Annotated in this window: 27 protein-coding genes; 16 read left to right on the forward strand and 11 right to left on the reverse strand. The window is 41.3% G+C overall.

The annotated features are described in order from the left end of the window. Positions 1 to 49: 49 nt before the first annotated feature. From EL341_RS08735 to yqfB, 8 genes are all read right to left on the reverse strand, one after another. Positions 50 to 1180, reverse strand: coding sequence for a hypothetical protein (locus EL341_RS08735; protein WP_232036594.1), 1131 nt, complete (start codon positions 1178 to 1180; stop codon positions 50 to 52). After that, positions 1177 to 3810 carry a fimbria/pilus outer membrane usher protein gene (locus EL341_RS08740; protein WP_232036595.1) on the reverse strand — a complete coding sequence of 878 codons (2634 nt, stop codon included), beginning with the start codon at positions 3808 to 3810 and terminating at the stop codon, positions 1177 to 1179. Before EL341_RS08740 ends, EL341_RS08735 begins: the two co-directional genes overlap by 4 nt. Positions 3811 to 3831: 21 nt before the next feature. Continuing rightward, a complete protein-coding gene (locus EL341_RS08745; RefSeq protein ID WP_232036596.1) occupies positions 3832 to 4593 on the reverse strand; it encodes a fimbrial biogenesis chaperone in 762 nt (253 codons plus the stop codon). Next, complete coding sequence (locus EL341_RS08750) at positions 4590 to 5135, reverse strand: fimbrial biogenesis chaperone (protein ID WP_164720448.1); 546 nt, start codon at positions 5133 to 5135, stop codon at positions 4590 to 4592. The genes EL341_RS08745 and EL341_RS08750 overlap by 4 nt, the downstream gene beginning before the upstream one ends. A 206-nt stretch (positions 5136 to 5341) precedes the next feature. Beyond that, a complete protein-coding gene (locus EL341_RS08755; protein WP_126467573.1) occupies positions 5342 to 5905 on the reverse strand; it encodes a fimbrial protein in 564 nt (187 codons plus the stop codon). Beyond that, on the reverse strand, positions 5880 to 6599 hold the full coding sequence (locus EL341_RS08760) for a fimbrial biogenesis chaperone (RefSeq protein WP_074824823.1): 720 nt from the start codon (positions 6597 to 6599) through the stop codon (positions 5880 to 5882). The genes EL341_RS08755 and EL341_RS08760 overlap by 26 nt, the downstream gene beginning before the upstream one ends. Positions 6600 to 6659: 60 nt before the next feature. After that, positions 6660 to 7205, reverse strand: coding sequence for a fimbrial protein (locus tag EL341_RS08765; RefSeq protein WP_053007585.1), 546 nt, complete (start codon positions 7203 to 7205; stop codon positions 6660 to 6662). A 994-nt stretch (positions 7206 to 8199) separates the two neighbouring features. Then, entirely contained in the window at positions 8200 to 8505 is a 306-nt protein-coding gene (gene yqfB / locus EL341_RS08770; RefSeq protein ID WP_114986630.1) for a N(4)-acetylcytidine aminohydrolase, read from the reverse strand. A 242-nt stretch (positions 8506 to 8747) separates the two neighbouring features. Here yqfB and EL341_RS17610 point away from each other — a divergent pair, with 242 nt between their 5' ends. From EL341_RS17610 to arsC, 7 genes are all read left to right on the forward strand, one after another. Continuing rightward, positions 8748 to 8888: a hypothetical protein gene (locus EL341_RS17610; RefSeq protein ID WP_164720449.1), complete on the forward strand. Its 141-nt coding sequence runs from the start codon at positions 8748 to 8750 to the stop codon at positions 8886 to 8888. Positions 8889 to 8984: 96 nt separating this feature from the next. Beyond that, positions 8985 to 9842: a beta-1,6-N-acetylglucosaminyltransferase gene (locus tag EL341_RS08775; RefSeq protein WP_126467575.1), complete on the forward strand. Its 858-nt coding sequence runs from the start codon at positions 8985 to 8987 to the stop codon at positions 9840 to 9842. Between the two features lie 311 nt (positions 9843 to 10153). Next, entirely contained in the window at positions 10154 to 10507 is a 354-nt protein-coding gene (locus tag EL341_RS08780; RefSeq protein ID WP_126467577.1) for a metalloregulator ArsR/SmtB family transcription factor, read from the forward strand. Positions 10508 to 10568: 61 nt separating this feature from the next. Continuing rightward, entirely contained in the window at positions 10569 to 10931 is a 363-nt protein-coding gene (gene arsD / locus EL341_RS08785; RefSeq protein ID WP_047781036.1) for an arsenite efflux transporter metallochaperone ArsD, read from the forward strand. A gap of 18 nt (positions 10932 to 10949) precedes the next feature. Continuing rightward, the gene (gene arsA / locus EL341_RS08790) at positions 10950 to 12698 is read left to right on the forward strand and encodes an arsenical pump-driving ATPase (protein WP_126467579.1); all 1749 of its coding nucleotides are present in this window, start codon (positions 10950 to 10952) and stop codon (positions 12696 to 12698) included. 52 nt (positions 12699 to 12750) lie between these two features. Continuing rightward, positions 12751 to 14040, forward strand: a complete 1290-nt coding sequence (locus tag EL341_RS08795) for an arsenic transporter (RefSeq protein ID WP_047781038.1) — start codon at positions 12751 to 12753, stop codon at positions 14038 to 14040. A gap of 60 nt (positions 14041 to 14100) precedes the next feature. Next, complete coding sequence (arsC, locus tag EL341_RS08800; RefSeq protein ID WP_074824840.1) at positions 14101 to 14529, forward strand: glutaredoxin-dependent arsenate reductase; 429 nt, start codon at positions 14101 to 14103, stop codon at positions 14527 to 14529. Positions 14530 to 14606: 77 nt separating this feature from the next. Here the strand turns inward: arsC and acuI are convergent, their stop codons facing one another. The 3 genes from acuI to EL341_RS08815 form a co-directional block, all read right to left on the reverse strand. Next, positions 14607 to 15593, reverse strand: coding sequence for an acrylyl-CoA reductase (NADPH) (gene acuI, locus EL341_RS08805; RefSeq protein WP_074824844.1), 987 nt, complete (start codon positions 15591 to 15593; stop codon positions 14607 to 14609). Positions 15594 to 15753: 160 nt separating this feature from the next. Further along, on the reverse strand, positions 15754 to 16221 hold the full coding sequence (locus EL341_RS08810) for a hypothetical protein (RefSeq protein WP_047781041.1): 468 nt from the start codon (positions 16219 to 16221) through the stop codon (positions 15754 to 15756). Continuing rightward, positions 16211 to 17071 carry a winged helix-turn-helix domain-containing protein gene (locus tag EL341_RS08815; protein WP_126467581.1) on the reverse strand — a complete coding sequence of 287 codons (861 nt, stop codon included), beginning with the start codon at positions 17069 to 17071 and terminating at the stop codon, positions 16211 to 16213. The genes EL341_RS08810 and EL341_RS08815 overlap by 11 nt, the downstream gene beginning before the upstream one ends. Positions 17072 to 17787: 716 nt before the next feature. Here EL341_RS08815 and EL341_RS08820 point away from each other — a divergent pair. The 9 genes from EL341_RS08820 (at position 17788) to EL341_RS08860 (ending at position 25276) form a co-directional block, all read left to right on the forward strand. Next, positions 17788 to 18171 carry a winged helix-turn-helix domain-containing protein gene (locus EL341_RS08820; RefSeq protein WP_074824849.1) on the forward strand — a complete coding sequence of 128 codons (384 nt, stop codon included), beginning with the start codon at positions 17788 to 17790 and terminating at the stop codon, positions 18169 to 18171. Between the two features lie 98 nt (positions 18172 to 18269). Then, positions 18270 to 18557, forward strand: coding sequence for an IS1 family transposase (locus tag EL341_RS08825; protein WP_126467583.1), 288 nt, complete (start codon positions 18270 to 18272; stop codon positions 18555 to 18557). Between the two features lie 201 nt (positions 18558 to 18758). After that, a complete protein-coding gene (locus EL341_RS08830; RefSeq protein WP_232036545.1) occupies positions 18759 to 19289 on the forward strand; it encodes a fimbrial protein in 531 nt (176 codons plus the stop codon). A gap of 54 nt (positions 19290 to 19343) precedes the next feature. Continuing rightward, a complete protein-coding gene (locus EL341_RS08835) occupies positions 19344 to 20057 on the forward strand; it encodes a fimbrial biogenesis chaperone (protein ID WP_126467585.1) in 714 nt (237 codons plus the stop codon). Then, complete coding sequence (locus EL341_RS08840; protein WP_114986635.1) at positions 20035 to 20583, forward strand: fimbrial protein; 549 nt, start codon at positions 20035 to 20037, stop codon at positions 20581 to 20583. Before EL341_RS08835 ends, EL341_RS08840 begins: the two co-directional genes overlap by 23 nt. A gap of 12 nt (positions 20584 to 20595) precedes the next feature. Next, the gene (locus EL341_RS08845; RefSeq protein WP_047781047.1) at positions 20596 to 21138 is read left to right on the forward strand and encodes a fimbrial protein; all 543 of its coding nucleotides are present in this window, start codon (positions 20596 to 20598) and stop codon (positions 21136 to 21138) included. Positions 21139 to 21292: 154 nt separating this feature from the next. Continuing rightward, entirely contained in the window at positions 21293 to 21904 is a 612-nt protein-coding gene (locus EL341_RS08850) for a fimbrial biogenesis chaperone (RefSeq protein WP_232036546.1), read from the forward strand. Further along, positions 21886 to 22629: a fimbrial biogenesis chaperone gene (locus EL341_RS08855; protein WP_126467587.1), complete on the forward strand. Its 744-nt coding sequence runs from the start codon at positions 21886 to 21888 to the stop codon at positions 22627 to 22629. Before EL341_RS08850 ends, EL341_RS08855 begins: the two co-directional genes overlap by 19 nt. A 25-nt stretch (positions 22630 to 22654) precedes the next feature. Then, positions 22655 to 25276, forward strand: a complete 2622-nt coding sequence (locus EL341_RS08860; protein WP_126467589.1) for a fimbria/pilus outer membrane usher protein — start codon at positions 22655 to 22657, stop codon at positions 25274 to 25276. Positions 25277 to 25357 lie beyond the last annotated feature (81 nt).

Consider the following 25357-nt stretch of genomic DNA (forward strand, 5'->3'; position numbering starts at 1 on the left):
TCTCAATGGCCATCAGCAGATAAATTGCTCCTGAATGGCCACCACGAAACTAATTAAACGTCACTAACATCTCAGCCGAGGCCGTCACGGCACCTACCGGTAAACGACTGCCGCCGGAGCACAATCGCCATGTCACCTGATTTGATATCGATTTGCTGCTGTCAGTCGCACTAATATTACCAATCTTGATCCGCGTGTTATTAAACGGTAAGCCGGTGGTCATGTTACAGGCCCCACTGCCGGTTGTCCCGGTATCCATTTCACCAGTGATGTAACCGCCTCCCTGATTTAACGCTAACCGAGTTGCCTGTCCGTTATAAAGACCGGATATGGCCCGAAACTGCAGGTTAATATTAGTGCTGATTTTATCACTGGCTTGACCACAGTTAACAACCATCGGATAACTCTTTTGACCCAGTTCAGCACCCGGCGTTTTACTATATGTCACCGTACTAAAATCAATATTCGCCGTGGTATTAATCGTGCATTCTAGCGTCGAGATTCGTAAGGTGATATTACTCGGAAAAATTTGTACGATCCGGTCACCAGTATAGGTAGACGAATAACTGCTATAATACAGTGGCTCAAGATTTACCTCTGAACTAGTTTGAGTCCCATCGGCAATAATCACCCAAGTACCTACACCACGAGAGGTTCGATTATAAGAGATATCATAGAATTTATTGATCGCTGTCATGCGTGGCGGTAGACACCACTGATAGAGTCCGACCGGATTAGTGATGGTGGTTTTTCCTGCTGTAGCACTGGTGATCGGTAATCCAATGGTACCGTTCAGCGTTTCAACCGTGCCATTATCGGTCTTATAGTTTGCTAAAACCGTTGCTCGGGGAATAATTCCCACCCCTTGCCCAATCGGATAAACTAAGTAGCCATTCACTAATTTTAGCTCGCTTGATGAGATACACGTACTTTTGGAAGTTGAAATACTCGCCAGACCATAGCTTGTTAGCAGTGAAGAACTATCCATGGTACCGGCAAGCTTGACATCGAAAGGCATCCCTTCCCAAACAATACCGCTCCCTTTACCAATGGTGATAGTTTCAGCCTGCAACGGAGCCATCAGTCCGAAGAACAACAAATACATATAAGTAGCACAGACGATTTTTTTATGATTAATCCAATCTGACGATAAAACGTTTTGGCGATAAATAAGGTTCATGGCGTCGCTCCTTCGCACGTAACCTGAGTTTGATGAAGTGGGTTATTTTTTGACGGCACACTATTGGTTAAGTTAAAACGAGCCCGGCATTGCTGATCGATTGCTGGCCCCCATTGTGCCGTCAGACTGCCAGTTTCCGGTAACCCACTGAGATAGACCTGCCCGGCATCGCCAACAATGCTGGTATTTGGCACACTGTTAGCTTCAGGATTGTCAAATCTTGCGATAGCACCAAACGGCACTGGCGTATGATTACTTTGGATCAACGTAATCAGTGCTTGAAAACCAACTCGGGTAGCAAAATTAGCCAATATTACTGCCCCTTTGGTCGGGTAAATATTCAGACTGGATTGCGTCACATCCACATCGTCCGGTAGCGTTGATGGGTCAAGGCTGATGTTATTTTTCTGATAGTCTGACAGGTAAGGCACCACGGCTTGCCCCCAACGGTTGGTTCGGCTACTGCCGTTGCCAACGGCAACCCCGCTGGCTCCTGGTGTGCTCACTATAGCCACCGCACTACCCAGAGTTTGGCTTAGCGTCACCCCTTGCGGATGCACCACAACACCACCGGTTGCTCCCATATTGACTGACCGGTAACTATCGCCATAACTATAGCCCCCACTCACCATCCCCTGACTACCTTGATAGCTGGAACTTAACGTTCCGTTAGTCCCCTGGCCTTGATTACCGTAGCCCTGTATCACGCTATAGGCTAAATGGTCCTCCAGTGCGGTACCGGTGATCCCCGCCTGTTGCTGTTGATTACCCTGATTATTCTGGCTTATTTGATAACTGGCATATATATTTCGTACCGATTCGGCATTGCTAAACAGGTTAAATGGAATCTGTACATTCATAGAAATCTGTCGATTTTCAGGCCAATCGATCCCACCGTTGCCTCTATTCTGTACACGGTCAATTCGATAGGTCAGACCATAGCTAATCCCCTTATAGCTGCTGTTATATCCGGCCGACACCGAGTTATTAACCCGACCGCTGCCCCAGTAGTTATCACGACTAGCGCTAATGAAAAGTGAGCCCCATGAAGCCATATCTTGGTTAACTTGCAGTTGAATGTTATTGCGTTGCCGCTCTAGCGCCCAAGGCAATTGGTCATCATTCAGTTGATAACCAATATTATTGGCATCTGAAAAACTGTAATAGTTCTGGGTTGAATAACGATAGGCCGCCAGATCGATAGAGGTACCGGTACTGAGTAGGCTTTTAGCATAGCGAACGCGATAAGCGTTCCCGCGTTGACGTTCAGCCAGGCCCTTTATCTGTGCGCTGGCAAGAGTGATATCCGCAGATAAGGCTCCAACATCTCCCAGAGAAACGCCACTGCCAATCACGGCAGAATAATACTCTTGCGCCACCAGACCACCGCCGTACAGGGTAATATTATTAGGTAAACCATACATCAGCGTACCCAAACCAAAATTCATCTGTTGAGACCCATCAGTAATACCGCCATGGTAACGACCGGTGGTCACTTCATACTTCATGCCGCCAGTCCGCTGCATTATCGGTAGCGATGAATAAGCTACCGTCTGGGTATGTACGCTACCGTCAGCTTCAGTAATGGTCATGGTCAGATCGCCCGCTTGGCCGGTTTGATACAGATCGCTAATACTGAACGACCCCGGCGCTACGTAAGTCTGATAAATCACACTGCCATTTTGACTCAGGGTGACCCGGGCATTAGTTGACGCCACACCTGAAACCAGCGGAGCAAAACCACGTAGGCTATAAGGCAACATCTCATCATTGGAATTCAGCTTAATTCCTCTGAACGGAATGGTGTCAAACACCTCGTTACCGGTACTATTTTCACCAAATAAAATCTCTGAACGCAGAAACTGAATATCCCGCTGAAGATAAGTATTGGTAAATCGGGTATCCGTTTGGCGACTACCGAATTGGATATTATTGGTGTTTTTCGAATTACTGTAGGTCATGTCGCTGCGTAGACGCCAGGCATCCAGATTAATTCCACCGCGTAAATTAGCAAATAAGCTGTCCTGCCGGGAATGACCGTTTTCCCATTGCCCTTCCTGCCAATTGCGGCTACCGTTCAGGTTATAGTTTAGTAATAACGCCGGTACCCCCTGTTCCCATAACGCCGGGTCGATGGAGCCTTGAGCATGAGACTGCATTGCGATCTGAGGAATACTTAAGTCCAACCGTAGCAATGACAGATCAACTTTAACCTTAGATTCTGGAATCAGTGTTGGTAGATCAAGTATTGGCTTATCTATCGGTAGCCCGGTAAATGCAGGTAATAGAGAGGTATTTACCCCCAGATCGTGCAACTGCTTTGGTGTTAACGCCGGTTGAATTTTTCCATCGGCATTTTTTTTAAACTGAATGTTATATTGACCCTGTTCATACTGATTAACATACAGCGTGAACAAATATTCTCCTTCCGGCAATTGTCCCGCCGTCTCAAAAGTCGTTAAATCGACCATCGCCGCATGTTGATCGCCGCTCAAAGACAGCAGTCCTGGGTCAAAATAGTCCCTCCCTAACGCCGGTAGTGCACAAGTCAGCAACAGAGATATCACATTAAAACGCTTGCATAGGTATAGATTGCCGTCATGACTAAGCTTGTTATTTTTCATATCCATTTAACTTTTCATTAGCGAAATTTAATGTGCGGTTAGCGACTGACGTTGGCCAGGCGTGTTCCAACCCTCTTCATCTATCAATTGCCACTCAACATCGCCGCGTGTTGCCTGCGGTAAGTGATACTGTTGCTGCCCTTTTGGAGGAACCATCAAGCGCATCTGGTCGTTATTGAGCTTGTAATTGCCAATACTCAAGTGTGAAAACGTTAGCCAGAAAGGCGTTGGGTTATCGGCAATCAGCGTATCCCCTTGCTGACTGAATTTAAGCTGTACCGCCGCTTCCTGAACACCGCGCTTAGGCAATCCTTCCGGCCGGTAAAACAACTTCATATTAGTCACCACGGTTAAAGTCACATTGGGCGTAATTTGCTTATCTTTCGGAACAGGTTGGCCGGGGATGGCTTTCATTGAGATAAAATAGACCGACTCCCGATCGTTCGGTAACTCAACGCCGGTTCGACGGATACGCAATGCCAGTTCTTCCCCGGGCTCAAAACGTTGGAGCGGCGGCGTGATGATAAATGGCATGGTCGTGGAGGTACTGTTTGGCAATCCCACATCACCGGTGTCGGTATCAACCGGTTGTATCCATGACTGCATTAGATACACGCTGGAGGTTTTGTTATAGGCACGCAGAGTAACGCCTCTTTTTTCACTTTCCGGGTATATCACCCTCAGCACATAAAACGAGATGCCAGTGGGATCTTTCTGTTCGGCAGAAACGCTCAGATTGATGGTGCTCAAGGCAAGAACCATAAGCCAGCGGGTTATTGATGGTTTCACGGCGCCTCTCTACGGGTTAATAAGGAAGATTGACAGCGCGCTGAAGCGCCACCGTAGTCAGTGATCAACTGCCAGTAGGCCTGTGATATTGCTTGAGTGATTGGATAATCCTGATAACTCATCGGCGGGATCATTGACGGATAACGTTCGAGATCGACGACTTGATAGCCCAACGTCAATTGGCTAAAGGTCAGAAAATAAGGGCCCGGGTTGGTTATTCGCACCCGATGACCGTTCTGTGACAATTGTAACTGGCAATAGGTTTGCTCTGGTGTAACGCTCAGCCCCTGCGGACGGTAAAACAGCTTGAGCAGAAAGCGCAATCCCATGGATAACCGAGACTGTTCCGCAATGGACACATCACCCGGCAATGAAGGGATGGCTAATACCGACAGATAAAATAACGACTCCCGATCTTCCGGCAGCGGAGTATCTCCCTGTCTTAAAATACGCAGTACATTGCTGCTATTGGCCGCTAATCTGGCCAATGGAGGCGTTACCATAAACGGTGCCGGGTTCGAGTTATCCAGTGACAGCTGCACGCTGGACTGAAGCAGATATAACTGCCCCCCTGATTACCGATCGTCACATTCTGTATGCTATTCGCCCCCGAATAAATCACACGGGTTTGGTTAAGATGAATGCCACTATCTGCCCGAACTATAAAATTACAGAGCGTACTCAGACAGAGAAATAGCGCTCCCATCAGGCCGCGTTGAGTGATGTGCATTGGCAAGATCCTCTAGGTTCAGCGATACACAAAATCAAACACGATACGCGCACTAACCCTGCCCGGCCGCATGTTGGCGTCCTGACAGTTTGTGGCTGAACCGCACGCTATACCGGCAAAAAATGTAACGTCTGTGTCCGTCGTTGCAGTTAAATTGAGATAATCCCCGTTGGTAATAGACGCCTGATTATATAGCGGTATCGTGTCGCTCTTAGCCAGCACGATACCAAACCCCTGTGATACGGAATCGGCACTGCTACGAAATAGCCATTTGCCGTCACGCGTCATTCCTTCACCCGTGATTTTAATCGCGGGCGTAAGCCCAGCTTGATAATCACCACAGCTACGGATTTGCAGGGTAAATGACTGAGCAGAAACAAGTGTGCTCCCACGCATGGCAGACATCTCAACAGTACCTAGATGTAATGCTGTTTTATCCAGACTTATCTGGCAGGTTCCCTGATTAATCGTGGCCGAATAATTCAGAATAATCGCCTGTGCGGTGGTTAACCCCACTCCGTAGGACAGTAATATCAGGCAGGTACTAACGCACCATTTACCGAATCGCTTGTACAAATCCATTTTGAGCTCCCTGATCGGTAATCGTTTTCCAACTTACCTGCCCCCGCTTTAATCGCGTCGGATAGGTATGAGTTCCAAATGGAGCAATCATTGGTACGCCATTTGGCGGCATTAACGATAATTTTTGCCCGCCAACGGTAAGTTCCGCCAGATTGATAAAGTAAGGAGAGGAATTCGTCACTTTGAGCCCATTGCCAACCAGCTCAAATTGTAGATCCCGTTGAGCGTTGTCTGAACTTCCGCTGAGTCCTGCCGGGCGATAGAAGATTTTAATGATATTGCCAACGCCGAATTGAGCCGTTCCGCTGATGTCTTTAGATTGACTCTCTGTCGGTGAAGTCCGACTGGCGGGTATCGCTCGCGCGTTAAAATAGAACACGGATTCTCGATCTTTCGGCAGATGACTGACCTGACCAATAATTCGCATTTGATTAGTGGTATTAGGTTCAAGGCGAAATAGCGGTGGTGTTACGTTAAAAGGAGCAGTCTGTAGATTATCTGGGGCCATTGTCACCATCGCCTGAACCAAATAAGGCTGATCGGACATAGTATTACGTACCGTTACGGTAATGCTATTTACACCTTCAGGATAAATCAGGCGAGTGGTGTTAATACCAAAGCCATCAGCGAGGGCCGTTGTAACCCATACTAAACTACCGGTGACGATCAAAAATACGCGTAGAAATCCTTTCATCGATTAATTTCCGCTGTTTAAAATGGACGAGCCGCCCTCGCGGCTCCCCATAGAGAACGATCAGTTATAGGCAAAGCTAAACATGATTGGCGCACTAACGTGACCAATTTGCGCCTGAGCTGTTGCAGAAGCTAATCCCGCTTCTAACGAAATAACTTTGCCATTAAAGTCAGCGACAGCAGGCGTAGTACCCGCTGTCGCCACAGTTAGCTTATCGTTATTTTTTAAGTAGTTAGAACCACCATTTCCAAGTACTTTCAACATCACGCCCGTTGTTGTACCGGTAGTATTAAAGATATTTGGGCTACCGCCCAGCGTTTGTCCCGTCACAACCAACTTAGCCGAATCACCTGCAGCCAGCGGTGCCAAACAGTTACTCAAACCGACGGTAAATGGTTTTACGCTGGCAGCAACGGGGGTTGCGACAGCCGTAAATTGGTTTGGTGTGTAGTTACCTAAATCTAAACTATTAGCAGACAGGGACACATCACAGGTTGCAGCCACAACATCACCAGTGATGGTTATCTGGGCATTAGTTCCTGCGTTAACAGTAAAAGCTGCGCCCATCACTAACATTGTCGTTAATACGATGTTTTTTAGTTTCATATAAATAAATTCCATATACTTATTAGGATAACTATCAATACTTCATTCGGTTTAATTGCAGGAATGAAATACGATGCTGAAATATAACCAACATTAAGATTTAACTCTTAATGGTTATATTTTATTGGTATAGATTATTGGCCTTTTAATAAATTGCTTTGTCATCATTAACAGATGATGACAACTCAATGAATCTTTTTCACCTTAAAAAATGTTATTAATAAACATTTTTCATATAGGGTTATTACTCTGATTATCTAAATTTCATAAGCGTTGCTTATTATCACCTGCTCGGTGATTTTCAATCACATCATTAATTATCACATTGAGATATATAGTGTTTAACGCCCTCCTTCCCATCTAAGAAAATCAAAAAATAATTATAATTATCCATTTAAGTGATAGATGTATAAAAATCACATCAAGTTATTTTTAAAAATGTAAATCAAGAGGCCAATTCATTGCCAATAGTAGTTTTTTAAAGGTAAAGAACCATTATCAGCATACGTTAATCCATTTTTATTTAGAGGTTATTGATTCATTCATCATGAATATCATTATTCTTTAATGACTATAATGAAGCTATTTATTAATAAAAAGAGGTGGTTTCAAAAAAGTTGAATATATGGAGTAAATAACTTGTTTTTTACATTACAGATAACTTTAACGATACAATAAATTAACATAATAAGTTAATTTGATTTTTTATACCTTTAAAATGGCAATGCCAGTCAAATAACTCACATAGTTTGATTTTTTCAACATAACTAACCAAATCAACCGAAGTGGGAAGTACTCTTATAATATCAAAGTGGATGAGTTGAAGAATTAACGTCTTCAATAGTATTGCGTTAGCATTTTAAAAACTATTCTGGGCCGTCGAAAGACGTTGATATCGACACAAGGTCATGCGGATTGATACTTCCTACCCCTATGACCATTGTGGTCAAGGTTCTTTCAATAGCTAATCACTATCTTTCTGTTTCGGACCTGATTACATCAAACGAAACTCAATCATGAACAGTTCAGTCAGCCCGGGATAAATGTCTGAGATCACCTGTTTTAGCTCGTCCAATGTCATATTTTCCTGATTGGCATGCTGCTGATTTAGGTCTTTAAAGTTCAAAGGCGTCACCGCCAGCACCTGAATATTGCAAAAAAATACCTCATCTTCATAGCGTGAAACTCGTACGACATCCCCAGCAACAAATTGTGCATCGCTGGCTTCCCGCAGAGTAATGGTTTTGCGGCCGGCCAAAATGTCATTTTCGAAACGAGAATAAAATGTGATGTTTTTCATGAGCGTTCCTGCTGGTGCTATCTGATAATCAAATGATGCCTTGGTTAACGTCTGGATAAATATAACTTAAGCCCTTACATAGTATAATATTTATTGATTTCGATATAGCAGTATTAACACAGATTAGCGTTAGTCTTTATTTTTTGATTTTAAATATTAATCGAATAAAATTTATATCCCTTGCATTATGGTTAAAATTAGTCCCTTATGGTCATTACGAATATTAACAACTTGAGGTTACTATGAGTAAAGGATTAAATAAAAAAAGAGACCAAAAGAAAAAGCCATTATTAACCCCAGGAGAAAAGAAAGCAGAAAAAAAAGCCAAGAAAAATGAACGCGAACAACAAAAAGATATTTTTTCTAATCTAACCTCTCATTAATCAAGTCACTTTCATTTCTTTCTGTTTAACCTGTCAAACAGGTTAATTTATTTCTATTCTATTATTTATAATGGATATTTTTGGAGCGTCATCATTATGATTGCCTATCTTATATTAGTACATCGTTATCCTGATCAATTTAAACGACTATTTTCTGCTATCTATAATAAAGACGATCACTATTTGATCCATGTTGATAAAAAATCAGGTACTGGATTATTGAAAAACATCCGTGATTATTTAACCCACTACCCTAATGCCACCTTATTAGAAAGTGAAAAAGCCGTTTGGGGTGGATTTAGCCTGGTTAATATTGAACTCCGCGGTATGCGAAAATTATTAGAGTCAGGTATTAAATGGACATTCTTTATTAACCTTAGCGGTCAGGATTTCCCGTTAAAATCTTCTCAGTTTATCCATAACTATTTAACCTCTCACATAGGTAAAGATTTTATCAAGTTGTCTGAACAATATAAAACCAGACCAGAGACCCGACACCGCATCGAAGAGTATGTGACAGACTCAGGCAATGAAATTATTGCTAACCCAGAAAAAAAACGAAGCTTTATGCCAGGTGTCATACCGTATATCGGCAATCAATGGTTTATTCTGAGCCGTAAATTCTGTGAATTTTTAACCTATAGCCCTGAAGTGGATCGCTTTATTGATTTTTATCGCCATACCTTGATTGCTGATGAAGGTTTTTTCCAAACGGTGATCATGAATACCAGCTATCAGGCTAGCATTATCAATGATGATAAAAGAGAAATAGACTGGATTCCCATGGGAAAGATCAAATTACGCCCCAGAGATTACACTATATTAGATGCCGATTTACTGCAAAATACGCCTAATCTGTTCGCCAGAAAATTTGATGAGAATATTGACCAAAACATTCTTTCACTATTAGAAAAACATCTTGTATTGGAAAAGCGCACTGCTAGTACAGCTTGATACCCTCTCGATAATACCGTGATTCACGATATTTTGATGTGACTTAATCTTTCACAACATTTTGCATGTATTAACTGAGCACTATGCTGCACATGTTTCTTTGACTGAGATTTTCATCTACTCCGTTCATCGACATCGCTTAATTAATACATGCTTTTTTGCAGTCTATTTATAGGGTAAAATCACCGCCTGCTCCATCTCTCCATGATTGATGATAAAAACAAATAACATATTCGAAAAAACAGATTTGATCATTGACAGTAAAAATAATCGTCGTATGATTACCTTTAGTGGAATTCAAGGTGATGATTATGAGCCAACTAACCCCGCTTCAACTATTTAAATGCCTTTCAGATGAAACCCGCTTAACCATCGTTTTGTTGCTAAAAGAAGCACCCGAACTGTGCGTTTGCGAATTATGCGAAATATTGGATCTCCCTCAACCGAAAATCTCTCGACATTTAGCTATGTTAAGAGAAAACGATATCCTACTGGATCGGCGTTCGGGGAAATGGATTCATTATCGACTGTCCCACAACATACCTATGTGGGCGGGAAATATTATTGAACAAGCTTATCTTAGCCAAGAGATGAATATCAAAATGCTCTCTAAACGTTTAAAAAACGCTGCTGAAATAACAATAATTAGACCCATGTGCTTATAAAAATTTTACCTTAACATATCTGTTTTTTCGAATTTAATAGTGAATATAAGGAGTTAGCACCATGAAAAAAATCACTGTTTATGATCCAGCCCTTTGCTGTAGTTCTGGCGTTTGTGGGACTGATGTCGATCAATCATTGGTCAATTTTTCTGCCGATATTGATTGGATCAAACAACAGGGCGTAACGTTAACTCGCTTCAACCTTGCTCAACAACCGATGGCTTTTGTTGAAAATGAATTGGTTAAAAACTTTCTTCAAAGTTCAGGGGCTGAAAGCTTACCTCTCATTTTTGTTGATGATGCTTTAGTTATGGCTGGCCGTTATCCGACACGAGAGGATATGTCTCGTTGGTGTGGTTTATCGTTAGCGCCGAAAATTAAAACTATTCAAAGTTGTTGCGGTGGCAATAGTTCCTGCTGCTAGAACATAAGGACTATGACAATGAAATTTTTACAGAACGTTCCCCCCTTCCTATTCTTTACAGGTAAAGGTGGCGTAGGAAAAACATCCATCTCTTGCTCGACGGCAATTACCTTGGCTGATAAAGGCAAACGCGTTCTTTTAGTCAGTACCGATCCTGCCTCCAATGTGGGTCAAGTTTTTCATCAAACAATTGGTAATCACATCACTAAGATAGAATCAGTATCAGGCCTGTCAGCTTTAGAAATCGATCCGCAAGCGGCGGCTCAAGTCTATCGTGAGCGCATCATTGATCCTGTCAGAGGGATTCTACCTGACGACGTTGTTCGCGGTATTGAAGAGCAGCTTTCAGGCGCCTGTACCACTGAAATTGCAGCGTTTGATGAGTTTACCGATCTCCTCACTGATGCCCGTTTATTCGCGGATTTCGATCATATCATTTTCGATACCGCTCCGACCGGACACACTATTCGACTGTTACAATTGCCAGGAGCCTGGAGCAGTTTTATTAACGAAAATCCTGAAGGCTCATCCTGTTTAGGTCCCTTATCAGGATTGTCAAAACAACGTGAACGCTACGCTCAGGCAGTTGCCGAATTAGGAAATGATAGTAAAACGCGGCTAATATTGGTTGCCCGAGCACAAAAGTCAACGCTAACCGAAGTTGCCAGAACCTATGATGAATTATTTCAACTCGGTATCAAAAACCAGTATTTAGTGATTAATGGTATATTGCCTGAAAGCGCCATAGACAATGATAAATTAGCTCAGGCTGTTTACCAACGTGAACAATTAGCATTAGCGAATATCCCTTCATCAGTAGCTTCGCTCCCCCAAGATCGCATTATCCTTCAACCCGTAAATTTAGTGGGTATAGATGCAATGCGTCATTTATTTAACACTGATGAAGTACTCATCAGTAAAGAACATCATGATCTGGCGCTCCCTACCATTGCCCCCCTTTCAACACTGGTTGAACAGCTTGCGAAAGATAAGCACGGTTTAATCATGTTAATGGGCAAAGGCGGTGTCGGTAAGACCACGTTAGCTTCAGCAATCGCAGTTAAATTAGCGGAAAAAGGATTAGATGTTCATTTAACCACCTCTGATCCTGCCGCTCATTTAGAGAATACGCTTCACGGTGAATTACCGCATCTTGAAGTAAGCCGTATCGATCCCGAAGCTGAAACCGAACGTTATCGCCAGAGCGTTCTAAAAAGTAAAGGGAAGGACTTGGATGATCAGGGACGTGCTCTACTGGAAGAAGATCTCCGTTCGCCATGTACTGAGGAAATTGCTGTATTTCAGGCATTTTCCCGTGTGATTCGCGATGCCGGTAAACGATTTGTCGTTATGGATACCGCGCCAACCGGACATACTTTACTGCTGCTTGATGCAACAGGGGCTTATCATCGTGAAATTGCCCAAAAAATGGGAAGCAATGGTCACTATGTCACCCCCATGATGCAACTACAAGATCCTCAACGCACCAAAATACTGCTTGTAACACTGCCAGAAACCACACCAGTATTAGAAGCCGCTAATTTGCAAGAAGACTTACGCCGTGCAGGCATTGAACCCTGGGCCTGGCTGATAAATAACAGCCTTGCCACTACTGGTACGACATCCCCTTTGTTACACCACCGAGCTGAACAAGAAATTGAACAGATCAATCTAGTTAAAGCGCAGTATGCCACTCGACTCGCTTTAATTCCGTTACAGAAAGAAGAACCTGTCGGAATTGAACGTTTAAACAAACTGGCAAAGTAATTCAATAACAATAATGGCAGGCGTTATCTCACCTGCCTAAATGGAGGTTTTTATGTGGTTGGCCGGTTCAATTTTTGTTCTGACCATTATTTTGGTTATCTGGCAACCGAAAGGGTTAGGTATTGGCTGGAGTGCGTGCTTTGGTGCCATTTTAGCGCTGTTGTTTGGCGTGGTTCATCTTGGTGATATTCCCGTTGTCTGGCAGATCGTCTGGAATGCCACCGCAGCCTTTGTCGCGGTAATTATTATCAGTCTATTACTTGATGAATCAGGCTTTTTTGAGTGGGCTGCATTACATGTTGCCCGTTGGGGAGGAGGAAGCGGACGTAAACTATTTACTTACATTGTCCTACTCGGTGCAGCAGTAGCGGCCCTCTTTGCTAATGATGGTGCAGCATTAATTTTAACCCCTATCGTCATGGCCATGTTACTCGCTTTAGGTTTTAGTCGAGGGGCAACGCTGGCATTTGTGATGGCTGCGGGATTCATTGCTGATACGGCAAGTTTGCCATTGGTTGTCTCCAATCTGGTTAATATCGTTTCGGCAGATTTCTTTAATATCGGCTTTACTGATTATGCCGCAATTATGATCCCAGTGGACATTGCGGCGATCTGTGCAACCCTTGTCATGCTTCATCTATTCTTTCGCAAAGATATTCCACAAACCTATGAAATAGGATTGCTGAAATCGCCAAAAGAAGCCATACGCGATATATCAACGTTCAAGGCCGGATGGATTGTGCTGGTATTACTCCTCGTCGGCTTTTTTGGCCTCAATCATCTTGGTGTCCCCGTTAGTTTAGTGGCGGCCGTTGGTGCAATTATTCTGTATATCGTGGCTAAAAAAGGTCGTGTCATCGATACCAAAAAGGTGATACGCGGTGCACCATGGCAAATCGTTATTTTTTCCTTAGGTATGTATTTAGTGGTCTATGGCTTACGCAATGCCGGATTAACCCACTTTCTTTCTCAAATTCTGAATTACCTTGCAGAGCAAGGTCTATGGGCCGCCACTCTGGGTACCGGATTCCTCACCGCTATTCTGTCATCTATTATGAACAATATGCCTACAGTGTTGGTTGGCGCATTGTCTATTGATGGGAGTAACGCTACGGGACTAATCAAAGAAGCGATGGTCTATGCTAACGTTATTGGTAGCGATCTTGGGCCTAAAATCACGCCAATTGGCAGTCTTGCCACCTTATTATGGCTACATGTTCTGGCTCAGAAAAACTTGACCATTACCTGGGGTTATTACTTTAAGGTCGGGATCGTCATGACGCTTCCGGTGTTATTTGTCACGTTAGTCGCGTTAGCTTTGCGATTATCATTTACCGTATAAACAGATAAATACATAGACGGCAGGATTAACACTGCCGTTCTTGATTATTCAGAGGTGAACATGCATTCAGTAACTATTTATCATAATCCTGCTTGTGGTACGTCCCGTAATACACTTGAATTGATTCGCAACAGCGGTATTGAGCCAACCGTGATCCATTATTTAGACACCCCGCCAAGCCGTGAAGAACTGATCAAACTTATTGCGGATATGGGGATAACGACACGGGCATTACTGCGTAAAAATGTTGAACCCTATGAAACGCTGCAATTGGATGACGACCAATGGAATGATGAGCAATTAATAGATTTCATGCTCAAGTACCCTATTCTGATTAATCGTCCAATTGTGGTGACTGAATTAGGTACCAAGCTTTGCCGGCCTTCGGAAGTCGTGTTAGATATCTTGCCTGCCGCGCAGAAAGGGACATTTACCAAAGAAGATGGCGAACAGGTTATTGATGCTAATGGTAAACGAATTATCAAATAACTGAATCAGCGAAGTAGACAATTCAAGCCCAAGCAGTCCGTCTCTGGTGGACTGCCTGGCAAACGTGCAAATAACGATTAATCTTGCAAATTAACGATGACTCGACCTCTGACTTTTCCATCCATTAATTTAGCGATAGTTGGAATCACTTGAGTCAACGGAATTTCAGCGCTGATTTTTTCCAGCAGAGATGCGTCAACGATGTTGGCTAGACGTTCCCAGGCACTTACCCTATCAGCATAAGGACGCATCACGCTATCAATTCCAGCCAAAGTAACGCCGCGTAAAATAAATGGCGCAACGCTACAGTTCAAATCCATACCTTGCGCTAATCCACAGGCCGCAACGGTTCCACCATAGGCAGTGCTCGCACACACATTGGCTAAAGTATAACTGCCAACGCTATCAACAGCACCCGCCCAACGTTCTTTCATCAGCGGTTTACCTGGCTCAGACAGCTCTTTACGGTCAATAACTTCTGCTGCACCAAGTTGATGAATTAAATACTCTGACTCTTCAGGACGACCGGTTGAAGCAATAACCTGATAACCTAATCGGGATAGTATGGCGATAGCAAAACTCCCCACGCCACCATTTGCCCCGGTGACCAATATCTTTCCACTTTGTGGTGCGATGCCATTTTTTTCTAACGCCATCACGGCGAGCATCGCGGTATAGCCAGCAGTACCAATTGCCATGGCCTGCTTTGGTGTTAAACCTTTAGGTAATGGAATTAACCATTGGCTATTAAGACGAGCAATTTGTGCTAATCCTCCCCAATGTTTTTCCCCAACGCCCCATCCATTAAGGACAACGTGATCGCCAACGTTATATTTTGAGGTAGCGCTCTCTATTACTGTCCCCGCCAGATCGATGCCCGGAACCATTGGAAATTGACGTACTACCGGGCTTTTACCGGAAATGGCTAAGCCATCCTTATAATTTAATGAAGAATAGTTAACCTGAACAGTTACATCACCTTCTGGCAGTTGTGATTCATCTATTTGAGAGATATTGGCGTGATAACCGTTTTCATCTTTTTGAATTAAAATACCGTTAAACATCTATTTTCCTTATTAAAATTAGTTATAAATCAGGATTGATAGTCTATCTGTAAAGTAAAAAATCATTTAACCTTTTGAAATTAATTAAAATAGTTGGCACTTTGATTTAGCGTGTTTATCTATAAAAGTAGAAAAATTGCCGTAACACATGGTAAGCAATTTAATCTTTTAAACATAAAAAGTAGGGAATTTTATCACCAGAAAATACATATCCCTCCTGACCTTGTGGATAAATATGCATATTTATCCCTCGATTACGGATCAAGAAAAAATCAGGTAATAACTGATTTAGCAATGTAATGTCTTGTTGATTAGGATTGGTATTCTCTGAAATGAGGAACATCTTATCGCCATCTTGATGATAGGAAAATTTAATATGGATCTTGATTGGTCTGGCGGGTTCACCATTATAAGGAATAAACTCCCCCTGACTTTCAACTAACCCCACTCCTGCGTTAAAGCGATAATGAACATTAAGATCTAAAACATCACGGTTATTTTTTATATAAAACCGCCCATCACAAGAAAAATTATCTTTTTGATATAACATGTAGCCGTAATAGCCCACAAGAGCAAGAGACGCTAGCGTCAAAACTAAGAGATACGCTCGAGCAATCTTATTTTTCATTTTGTCCTCGAAAGTAAAACTCTGAATCACACTGAGTATCATTGGAAATAGCGGCACTATCACATCGAATGATTGAAGTATATTCGGCAGATTTATCCATCGTAATAAATAGCGTATTCATTCGACTACCAAGACAGGTGATGTTGTTTTTTTGTAAAAACTCGACATAGCGAATCAGATTCTTATCTTTCTTGGGCGTGTAAACCTGACATCCATTCATCTCGCTATCGAGTTTATAGCTATCAAGATACTTCTCTTGTTGTTTAACAAAAAAAGGATAGCTCATTAAAAGACTCAAAAAAATGATGCTGATAACAAACATCCCTATTTTATAGCGATAACTTAGATTAAATACGCGGGTTATTCCCTTCTCTTCCTTCTCTTCCTTCTGTAAGCCAGGGGTTATCAACGGCGTAGACGCTGGTTTTTCTGATTGGCTTGCAGTCGTTGCCTGAAAAGATGGAACATATAATTCTACTTTAACGTCCCCTGATAACATCAGACCTTTTTTAGGTACTGTTTTTATGATCTCTTCCGATAATCCTGCACTTTTTAAGCCCTTACGTAATAACGATATATTTTGATAAAACGTATTCGCGGTGACATAAGTCCCTCGCTGCATCCAAGCTTTATCAAAAAAATCATCCTTACTCACAATAGAATTCTGATGTTCGATAAGCAGCAACAAACACCGGCTTACAGGAAGGTTCAATGAAGTTTCCACACCACTATGATTACCTACAGGAACGAGGCGATGCTCATCAGGGTAGAAAACAACTCTATTATCAATGAGATAGTTTTTAGTCATATATTCATATGTTAAAAATAAAAGTTCAGGCGTTAATTCCACTTAATGCAACAAGTCTATCTTATGCCAACGATTAAGGCCAAATTAAGATAATAATTAACGATTCTTTCTTATTAAGATTTTTATGGCAAACGACCAATATCATTTAAATTCCATAGAAATCAATGAATTAAAAATAAAACTTAACATATTGAATAACATTTCCTTATTTAGTTATTAATAAGTTGAAATTGAGTAACGTAAATAACAGAACATCGTTAATCTTACTACCAACACAGGATTGCAGTGCGAGAAGAAGTCAATCACGTTAATGTTAACAATACATAATGCGTAACTATCATAAAGGGCAATTATGTCATACAAATGATATTTGCATAAAAATCAATGTGTAAGTTATACATTAACGATTTATAGTCGATATGAACCACAACTTAATTGGGTTAAAGTTTTAATGGTTGTTAAAAACATAGATTATTAAACTATATAAATACACATTATGGTTTTTTATGTTGATGATAAAATGATATGGCGTTTATGGTTGTTACTGCTGCCAATCCTGTTTACTTGATTTTATGAATGGTTATATAAATAAAAAACAACACATTGTATTGTGAATATGTCTTGATAACATCGTTAACTGATTTTATTGATACATTGAAATCAATTTTTTGTTAATTATAATTGTTGCAACTTATTTATATGACTCCAGTAATAGTGATTATATACCGCAATTACGGATGATGGCTGGTGGAGAAGTTATGAATATGAAACTACACGGTTTTTTAATTGGCTCAGATATTCAAGTGGATATTGATAATAAAAGATTAATTAGAATATCGTCTGAAAATTCATATAAAATCCTAAACCTTAGCGCGGTTGTTCTTAAAGACACCGTAATGAAGTTATTAATATTTCTTTTAACACATGCTAGCGATCACATTGTTAGCAATGAAGAAATATTGCAAAAAGTTTGGGAAGAAAACAATTTAAGCTCATCTAATCAACGCTTATGGCAAGTTGTTACTGAGTTAAAAGAAAAGCTATCTTTAATCGGCATGCCACAAGATTTCATCATCAATAGGCGGGGTGAAGGATATAAAATAAACTCTACACGTATAACACCATTATATTATAAGCAATAGTGGATTTATCTGATAATAACTAATACTTATTAATAGTATTTTCGACCAAGTAACTACTCGAATAGTAAAATAATATTTTTAATTTAACGGACTATAATATGAAAATAACTTACTCAAAGAATACAGCTTGTCAGTTTTGTGGCAGCACTGAATCTATACGTAAGCATGGTAAATCAAAAATAGGTATTCAGCGATTCTGGTGTTTGTCTTGTAATAAGACATATCAAAGAAACTATATTTACAAAACTTATGATAGTTATATGCAGGCCATCATAAAAAACTTATTAAGTAAAGGACTGGAATCTGATGGGATAGCAAAGGCTTTAGCTCTTCCATCAGGAAGAGTAGATAAAATCATTTTCAGTCTTGACCAAAATAAAAAATAATAATTTATTTAATAATATCTAAATTCGTTATTTCACAACGCTAATGATATTACGCTGATAAAACTGTAAAAATAAATAAACACAAACAGTTAATTTCATTTGTGTTTATTTATTTCTACGTTAATAACAATGTTAGAAGTAAATTAATATAAACCAAATCAGTTTATGTCTCTTATTTAAAATGTAACTCCAGAGGAATTTATGTCTGTTAAACAAAAGCTATTTTTAGCACCTATCGCGGCATTAGTTATGATCTCTTGTTCTACCCAAGCAGCGACTAACGCACAAATTACCATTACCGGCCAAATTTCATCAGCCACTTGCGACCTCAATGTTACGCAAAGCAATATTGACTTGGGTACCGTAATTTCTGGTGATGTTGCTACTGCTGGTGCAATTGCCAGTACCAGTAAAGACTTTACCTTAAACCTGACTAATTGTAGTGCCGATCAAGGTGAGTCTTCTGTCATGAGTCTCTTTGCAAAAGGCACTCCGTTAGCAGCTAATACAAGCTACTTTAATAATATTGATGGTGGAACTGTCGGTGTTCAATTAACCGCAGCCGGTCAACCCGTTAAGCCAAATAGCAATACCGCATTAACCAGTCTTACTGGGTTAAAAGCAGGTGATAGCGCACAGGTTTTGATGAATGCTCAATTATATTCAACCGTTCGTAATCCGGCCTCTCAGCAAATCGAAGCCCCTATTACCTTTTCTTTAGCTTATAACTAATCAATTCGGGCAATCTCTAATGAGGTTGCTTGATAATCCATTTTTGAGAGCATTATGTTACTTCATAAAAAGTTATTTTACAGAACGTTAGTTGCCTTTTTAGGCATCGGTTTTCTATCCCAATGCTTCGCTTCAGGTGTAGGTATCAATGCCACGCGCGTTATTTTTACAGAGGGAAATGAATCGGCATCAGTGACAATTAGAAATAAGACCACTGACGAATCTTATTTGGTGCAATCCTATATGACCGGTACTCAACAAAACGGTTCAGCACCTTTTGAAGTACTGCCACCGATATTTAGATTAGGGCCAGACAGTCGTAATGAAGTTCGTATTGTTGAAAAGAACCATCAATTACCGAAAGATCGAGAATCCGTTTTTTATTTTCATGCGCGAGCTATTTCCGCAAGTAATGGCAAAACGGAAGGAAAAGAAAATAACGGTGTTATAAAAATAGCTTTAGAGAATGTGATTAAAGTTTTTTATCGCCCTAAAAATTTACCATCATCCCCAGAAAAGGCCCAAAGTGGCTTAGTCTTTGAATCGGTTTCTGGTGGATTTAAAGTTAAGAATCCATCTCCTTATTATATTAACTTAACCAAAATGACAGTGAATAATAAATCTATTCCACTGAGCATTGAAAAAAACAATGCCATGATTATGCCATTTGGCGAAATTTTTTATGCAACACCTAACAATAAGGGGAAAGTAACGTGGAGCACCATTAATGATTTAGGTGGGCATAATGAATACAATCAGAAAATTTAGTTTTCTAACCATCATTGCGGTTTTATTTATTCTTCCTACAACATATTTAATGGCTACCGATAATAATGCAGTAGCTTTAACTGCGCAAATTGGCAAAGGTTCTTGTTCATTTTCAACCAATACCGATACGGTTGAGTTTAAAAACTATATTGTTAACGATTTTAAGTCTGGGGATGCCGTAGGTATTTTACCACTTAAACTTTTATATCAATGCGAAGGCTATGACGACGGGCTTAAAGCAACCGTTTCAATAAGTGGTATGACCCCACAAGATACTCGGGTTTTTCTCTCAGGGCCCTCAACCACATCGGGTGTTGGGTTCATGCTAAAAGATGGCAGCATGACCGAAACGACAGGTTTCTATAACGCTGGTACAACACTGCTTAATGGCGGTTCATTTGTGGTCAATGCCGTTGCTCAAGGCGAGCACATTATTTCCATTGGATTTGTTAAACAAAATACGACCTCAAATGTAACGTCAGGTAATGCTAATGCAGCGGTAACCTTTACCTTTGAGTTACCTTGAGACTATATCAATATGTTTTTGCATGAAAAAATTATTTTTTTATTATTTTTCGGGCTCTTTTCCCCGCTAGGTTTAGGCGCAACTAATTCCGTTAATGTGACATTTGAAGCAAGTTTTTATTCCCGAACCTGCAAAGTTTCGGTGTCAGAGCCAGAAATAATTTACGGTTATGTTCAGGCTAATAACATAGTCAAGAATGACGCTGGGGTCACAAACACGTTAAATCGAGACATTATTTTAACGCTCAGCGAATGTACTGGAACAGGGAATTTAGGAAATAGTAGTACTGTCGTTGTTTCAGGTAACTCCACGACGATCAATGGTAAAAAACTATTTAAAGACAGCGGTAGTTCAAGCGGTGTTGGTATCAAACTTATCTCCGATGGCTTGGCTAAAACGGCCGGAGATAGTGTTTGGACATTAACCAGCAGTTCAACAGAAAACGATCAACATACTGTAACCGCCGCCCTTTCCTGCGGAGGGTGTCAAAATACAACCGGTATTGGTGCTGGTGATTTTAAAGCTTCAATAACGTTTACCGTTGTAACAAATTAAATATAAGGTTTTAATCACAATGCGAAAAATAACGAAGCTTAATACGCGGCAGCGCGTTTTTTTGATCCCTCTATTTTTATTACCGCTTACTTCTCAAGCTAATATCAGTTTGGATCAAAGCCGAGTTATTTTTGAATCATCACAAAAAAGCCAAATGATAACGATTCAAAATGACAGTGAAAAAACATACCTGATCCAAGCCAGAGTTCAGAATAATAATATTGATGGACCAAATTCTGATTCTTTTTTAATTGTACCGCCTCTATTTCGTCTTGAGGCGAATAGCCAACATGCGATGAAATTAATACCGCAGGATACTCAGTCATTACCCAAGGATCGTGAGTCAGTATTTTATTTTAGCGCGACCGCAATCCCGGCGACCAAACAACCTACAGAGCAGTCTCAAGATACGGCAAAACTATCCATTGCAACACGTTTAGTGATCAAGCTTTTTTATCGCCCGCAAGGTCTAACCATGTCCTATGAACAAGCGGTAAGCCAGTTGCAATTCACTGCATCGCCACAGGGAACTTGCTTTATTAATCCCACGCCTTATTACATCACAGTGAATAAAGCCTGGAGCAATGGCGTCCCCCTTTCTAATATCAGCGGATTAATGCTGGCGCCTAAAAGTGCGCAGCTCATCAAAAGCACGATAAAGAGTAAGCAGATAAATCTGCAGGCCATTAATGACTATGGCGGCATAACTCAACATTACCAATATTCCATTGTTTCAGGAGAAAAAACATGCCGTTTCGTCGATTAATCACCATTATCGTCTTTTTGGTGTTAAACCAGGCTTTACCCGTTTATGCAAAAGATGCAGGCGGTTTTAAATTTTCAAATATGCGCATCGTATTTTTGGAAAAGGATAAAGCGGGCGCCTTTGTTGAATTGGAAAATGGCAACGCCTCGCCTTTTCTTATTCAAAGCTGGATTGTACCTACCGATGCACAATCTGGTTTACCTACAGAGAAAAACGCATCAGCAGTAAATCAGCCCTTTGTTATAACGCCACCTCTACATCGATTAGAGTCAGGTGAGCGCTATCGTTGGAGAATCCAACAAGTCAGCAAAACCGGATTAACCACAGATCGAGAATCCGTTTTTTATGTTGCCTTAAAAGCCATACCTGCAACGGACAAGCAGTCCGAAAATAAAGGGGAATTTGTTTTGAGTCCGATCATTTATCAAAAACTCCTTTATCGCCCAACAGCATTAGAAACGCTACGCACTGATATGGTCGCAGATCAAGCAACATTCCGGCGTGAAGGGGAGCAATTGATTGTCAGTAATCCTTCTCCGCTCTATATGACATTTGCCACCCTACAAGTCGGCAATTATACCGTGGCGGATGATGAGCTTTACAAAATGGTTCCTCCTTTTGGCGAACAACGTTATTCCTTACCTAAAAATGTCACAGGTAACGTTATGTGGCGTCTGTTGAATGAATATGCCCTTGCCACCAAAGCAGAACTAAGACCTCTTTAATTTGCGTAATAATGAAAAAATCATCATGAAAAAGTTAACGGCACCGTTATATATTTCTCAGGGAGACTTTCCCAATGCCAAGCTTCCCTATCGGATATCGCTGATTGCTTTATTGATGGGTACCGTCTCATTAGCATATGCTGAAGATTATTTTGATCCGAGTTTGCTTAATTTGCCGCAGGGTACCGATCCAAGTCAGGTCGATCTGTCGTCTTTTACCAAACGAGAGCACACGCCAGCTGGACGTTACATGGTGACATTACTTATCAATCAACAAGATTCAGGTAACAGAGAGATTCAGTTTACGCCAGATCCGCAAGGTAATGTGGTTCCAGAGATAACCCCTAAATTATTGGCAGATTTAGGGGTCAATATTGATGCATTCCCGGCGTTAAAAGCCTTGCCGCCTGATGCACATATTATGGATTTAGCCTCATACATTACTGATGCCAAAATCACTTTTGATATGCCAAAACTGCGTTTAAATCTCAGCATTCCGCAGGTTGCCATGAAGCCAGATCACCTCGGATATGTCGATCCCAGCTTACTCGATCAGGGGATTCCCGCGTTACTACTGAATTATCAATTAAGCGGCGGCAAGCAGTGGCTGAAAAGCGAGAATGGGACGCCTAACACTGAGAACAATAATCTTTTTGCCAGTGTCCGGGGCGGCGCTAATCTTTCAGCCTGGCGCCTGCGTAGCAATATGACTTACAACTATTCATCTTCTCAACATCAAGGGAATACCTATAGAACGGATAAAACCAATTTCTCAAATACTTATTTAATGCGTGATATCCAACCCTGGAAGTCTGAAATTCTGGTTGGTGAAAACAGTACTCAAAATGATGTATTAGACAGTATTCCTTTCAAAGGCGTTAGGTTGGCATCGAATGAACAGATGCTACCTACCAGCCTGCGTGGATTTGCCCCGCAAATTAACGGCATTGCTCAATCGAATGCCAGGATCACCATTCGCCAAAATGGCAATATCGTTTATCAAACTTATGTGGCTCCTGGCGCATTCAGTATTAAAGATCTCTATCCTACCGGTACAGCTGGCGATCTTGAGGTCACCATTACTGAAGAAGATGGTACGGTACGCACCTTTACTCAATCATTTTCTACCCTTCCCGTGATGTTACGTTCAGGGAGCGTCAAGTATGAAGTAACGGCCGGGCGCTATGATGGTGGAATCACGACGGATTCTAAACAGTCGGAGTTTTTACAAGGCTCGCTAATTTATGGCCTTCCCCATTCTGTTACCTTATATGGCGGAGGCATTGCAGCAAAAGATTATTGGGCTGGGGTGGCTGGCGCCGGCGTTTCATTAGGCGCGTTTGGTGCTTTATCATCAGACGTGACCCATGCAACAGCAACAATTAATGATGAAAAACAAGTCGGTCAATCTTACCGAGTACGTTATTCAAAAAATTTACTTACCACAGGCACATCCGTTGACTTGACGGCACTACGCTACTCGACAAAAAATTATTACAACTTTACTGAGTTTAATAATAGTGGCTATAGCTTAAAAGAAGATGTTTCTCCTTGGTTAAACGAACGTCAACGTAATAGTTTTCAAACCTCGATTAACCAATCTTTAGGCAGTTGGGGTTCCATTTATATACAGGGTTCCCGCAATGATTATTGGGGGAAAAACGAAACGATTACCAACCTCTCTTTGGGGTATAACGGCAACCTTAAGGAAATAAGTTATAACCTAAACTACGGTATTAACCGAACAAAGGGAGATGGCGACTGGCCAGAAAATCGCCAGATTATGTTCAGTGTTAACGTGCCATTGAGTGTATTTAGTCCGGCGAAAACGTGGCAAAACATCAGTAGCAACTATCAAATCACGCATGATAATCAGGGCGGAAATAGTCAACAGCTCGGCGTTAATGGTTATGCGATGGATAACAAATTCACCTATAGCCTGACACAAAGTCATGACAATCAGGATCAAGGCAATAATGGCACGGTTAACATTGGCTATATGGGAGACTACGGCGATGTTGGCGGTGGTTATAGCTATGGGCGCAATACTCGATCCATTAATATGAATACCAATGGCGGGATGGTAGCCCATTCCGGCGGTTTAACCTTAAGTCGTTATTTAGGCAATAGCATTGCTCTGATTGAGGCTCCTGATGCGGATGGCACCACTTTAAGTAATGGCAATGCCGCAATCAACCAATTTGGCTATGCTGTTAGCCCCTATTTGATTGACTATAATAAGAATACTGTCAGTTTGAATCTCAATACGTTGCCTGAAAATGTCATGCCGGATAAAACCTCGGTCAATCTGTATCCGACAAAAGGTGCTGTGGTTAAGGCAAAATTTGATACTCGTAAAGGCTATCAGGCCTTGATCAATTTACAAACCGATCGACCATTACCATTAGGGGCCATTGCTTCAATTAAAAACCCTAAAAATCCGAAGGATATCAATAGCAGCATTGTGGGTGAAAATGGCCAAACTTATTTTAGTGGTATGCCTGAAACAGGTCGAATTGATGTAACGTGGGGAGCTGATGCTTACCAATCCTGCGTAGCTGATTTTGATTTTGCCAATATCCCTGAAAATCAGTATTCATCCGTGCGTCAATTCACCCTAACTTGTTATTCAATCACAGATAAATAATGACCTGATTGTAGCCTGGCAACAGGCTACACATTCGTGCTATCTCGTTCCATGATTTCACCTGCCGCGATTATTTAAAAT

The organism is Pragia fontium, assembly GCF_900638655.1.
GTDB classification, from domain to species: domain Bacteria; phylum Pseudomonadota; class Gammaproteobacteria; order Enterobacterales; family Enterobacteriaceae; genus Pragia; species Pragia fontium.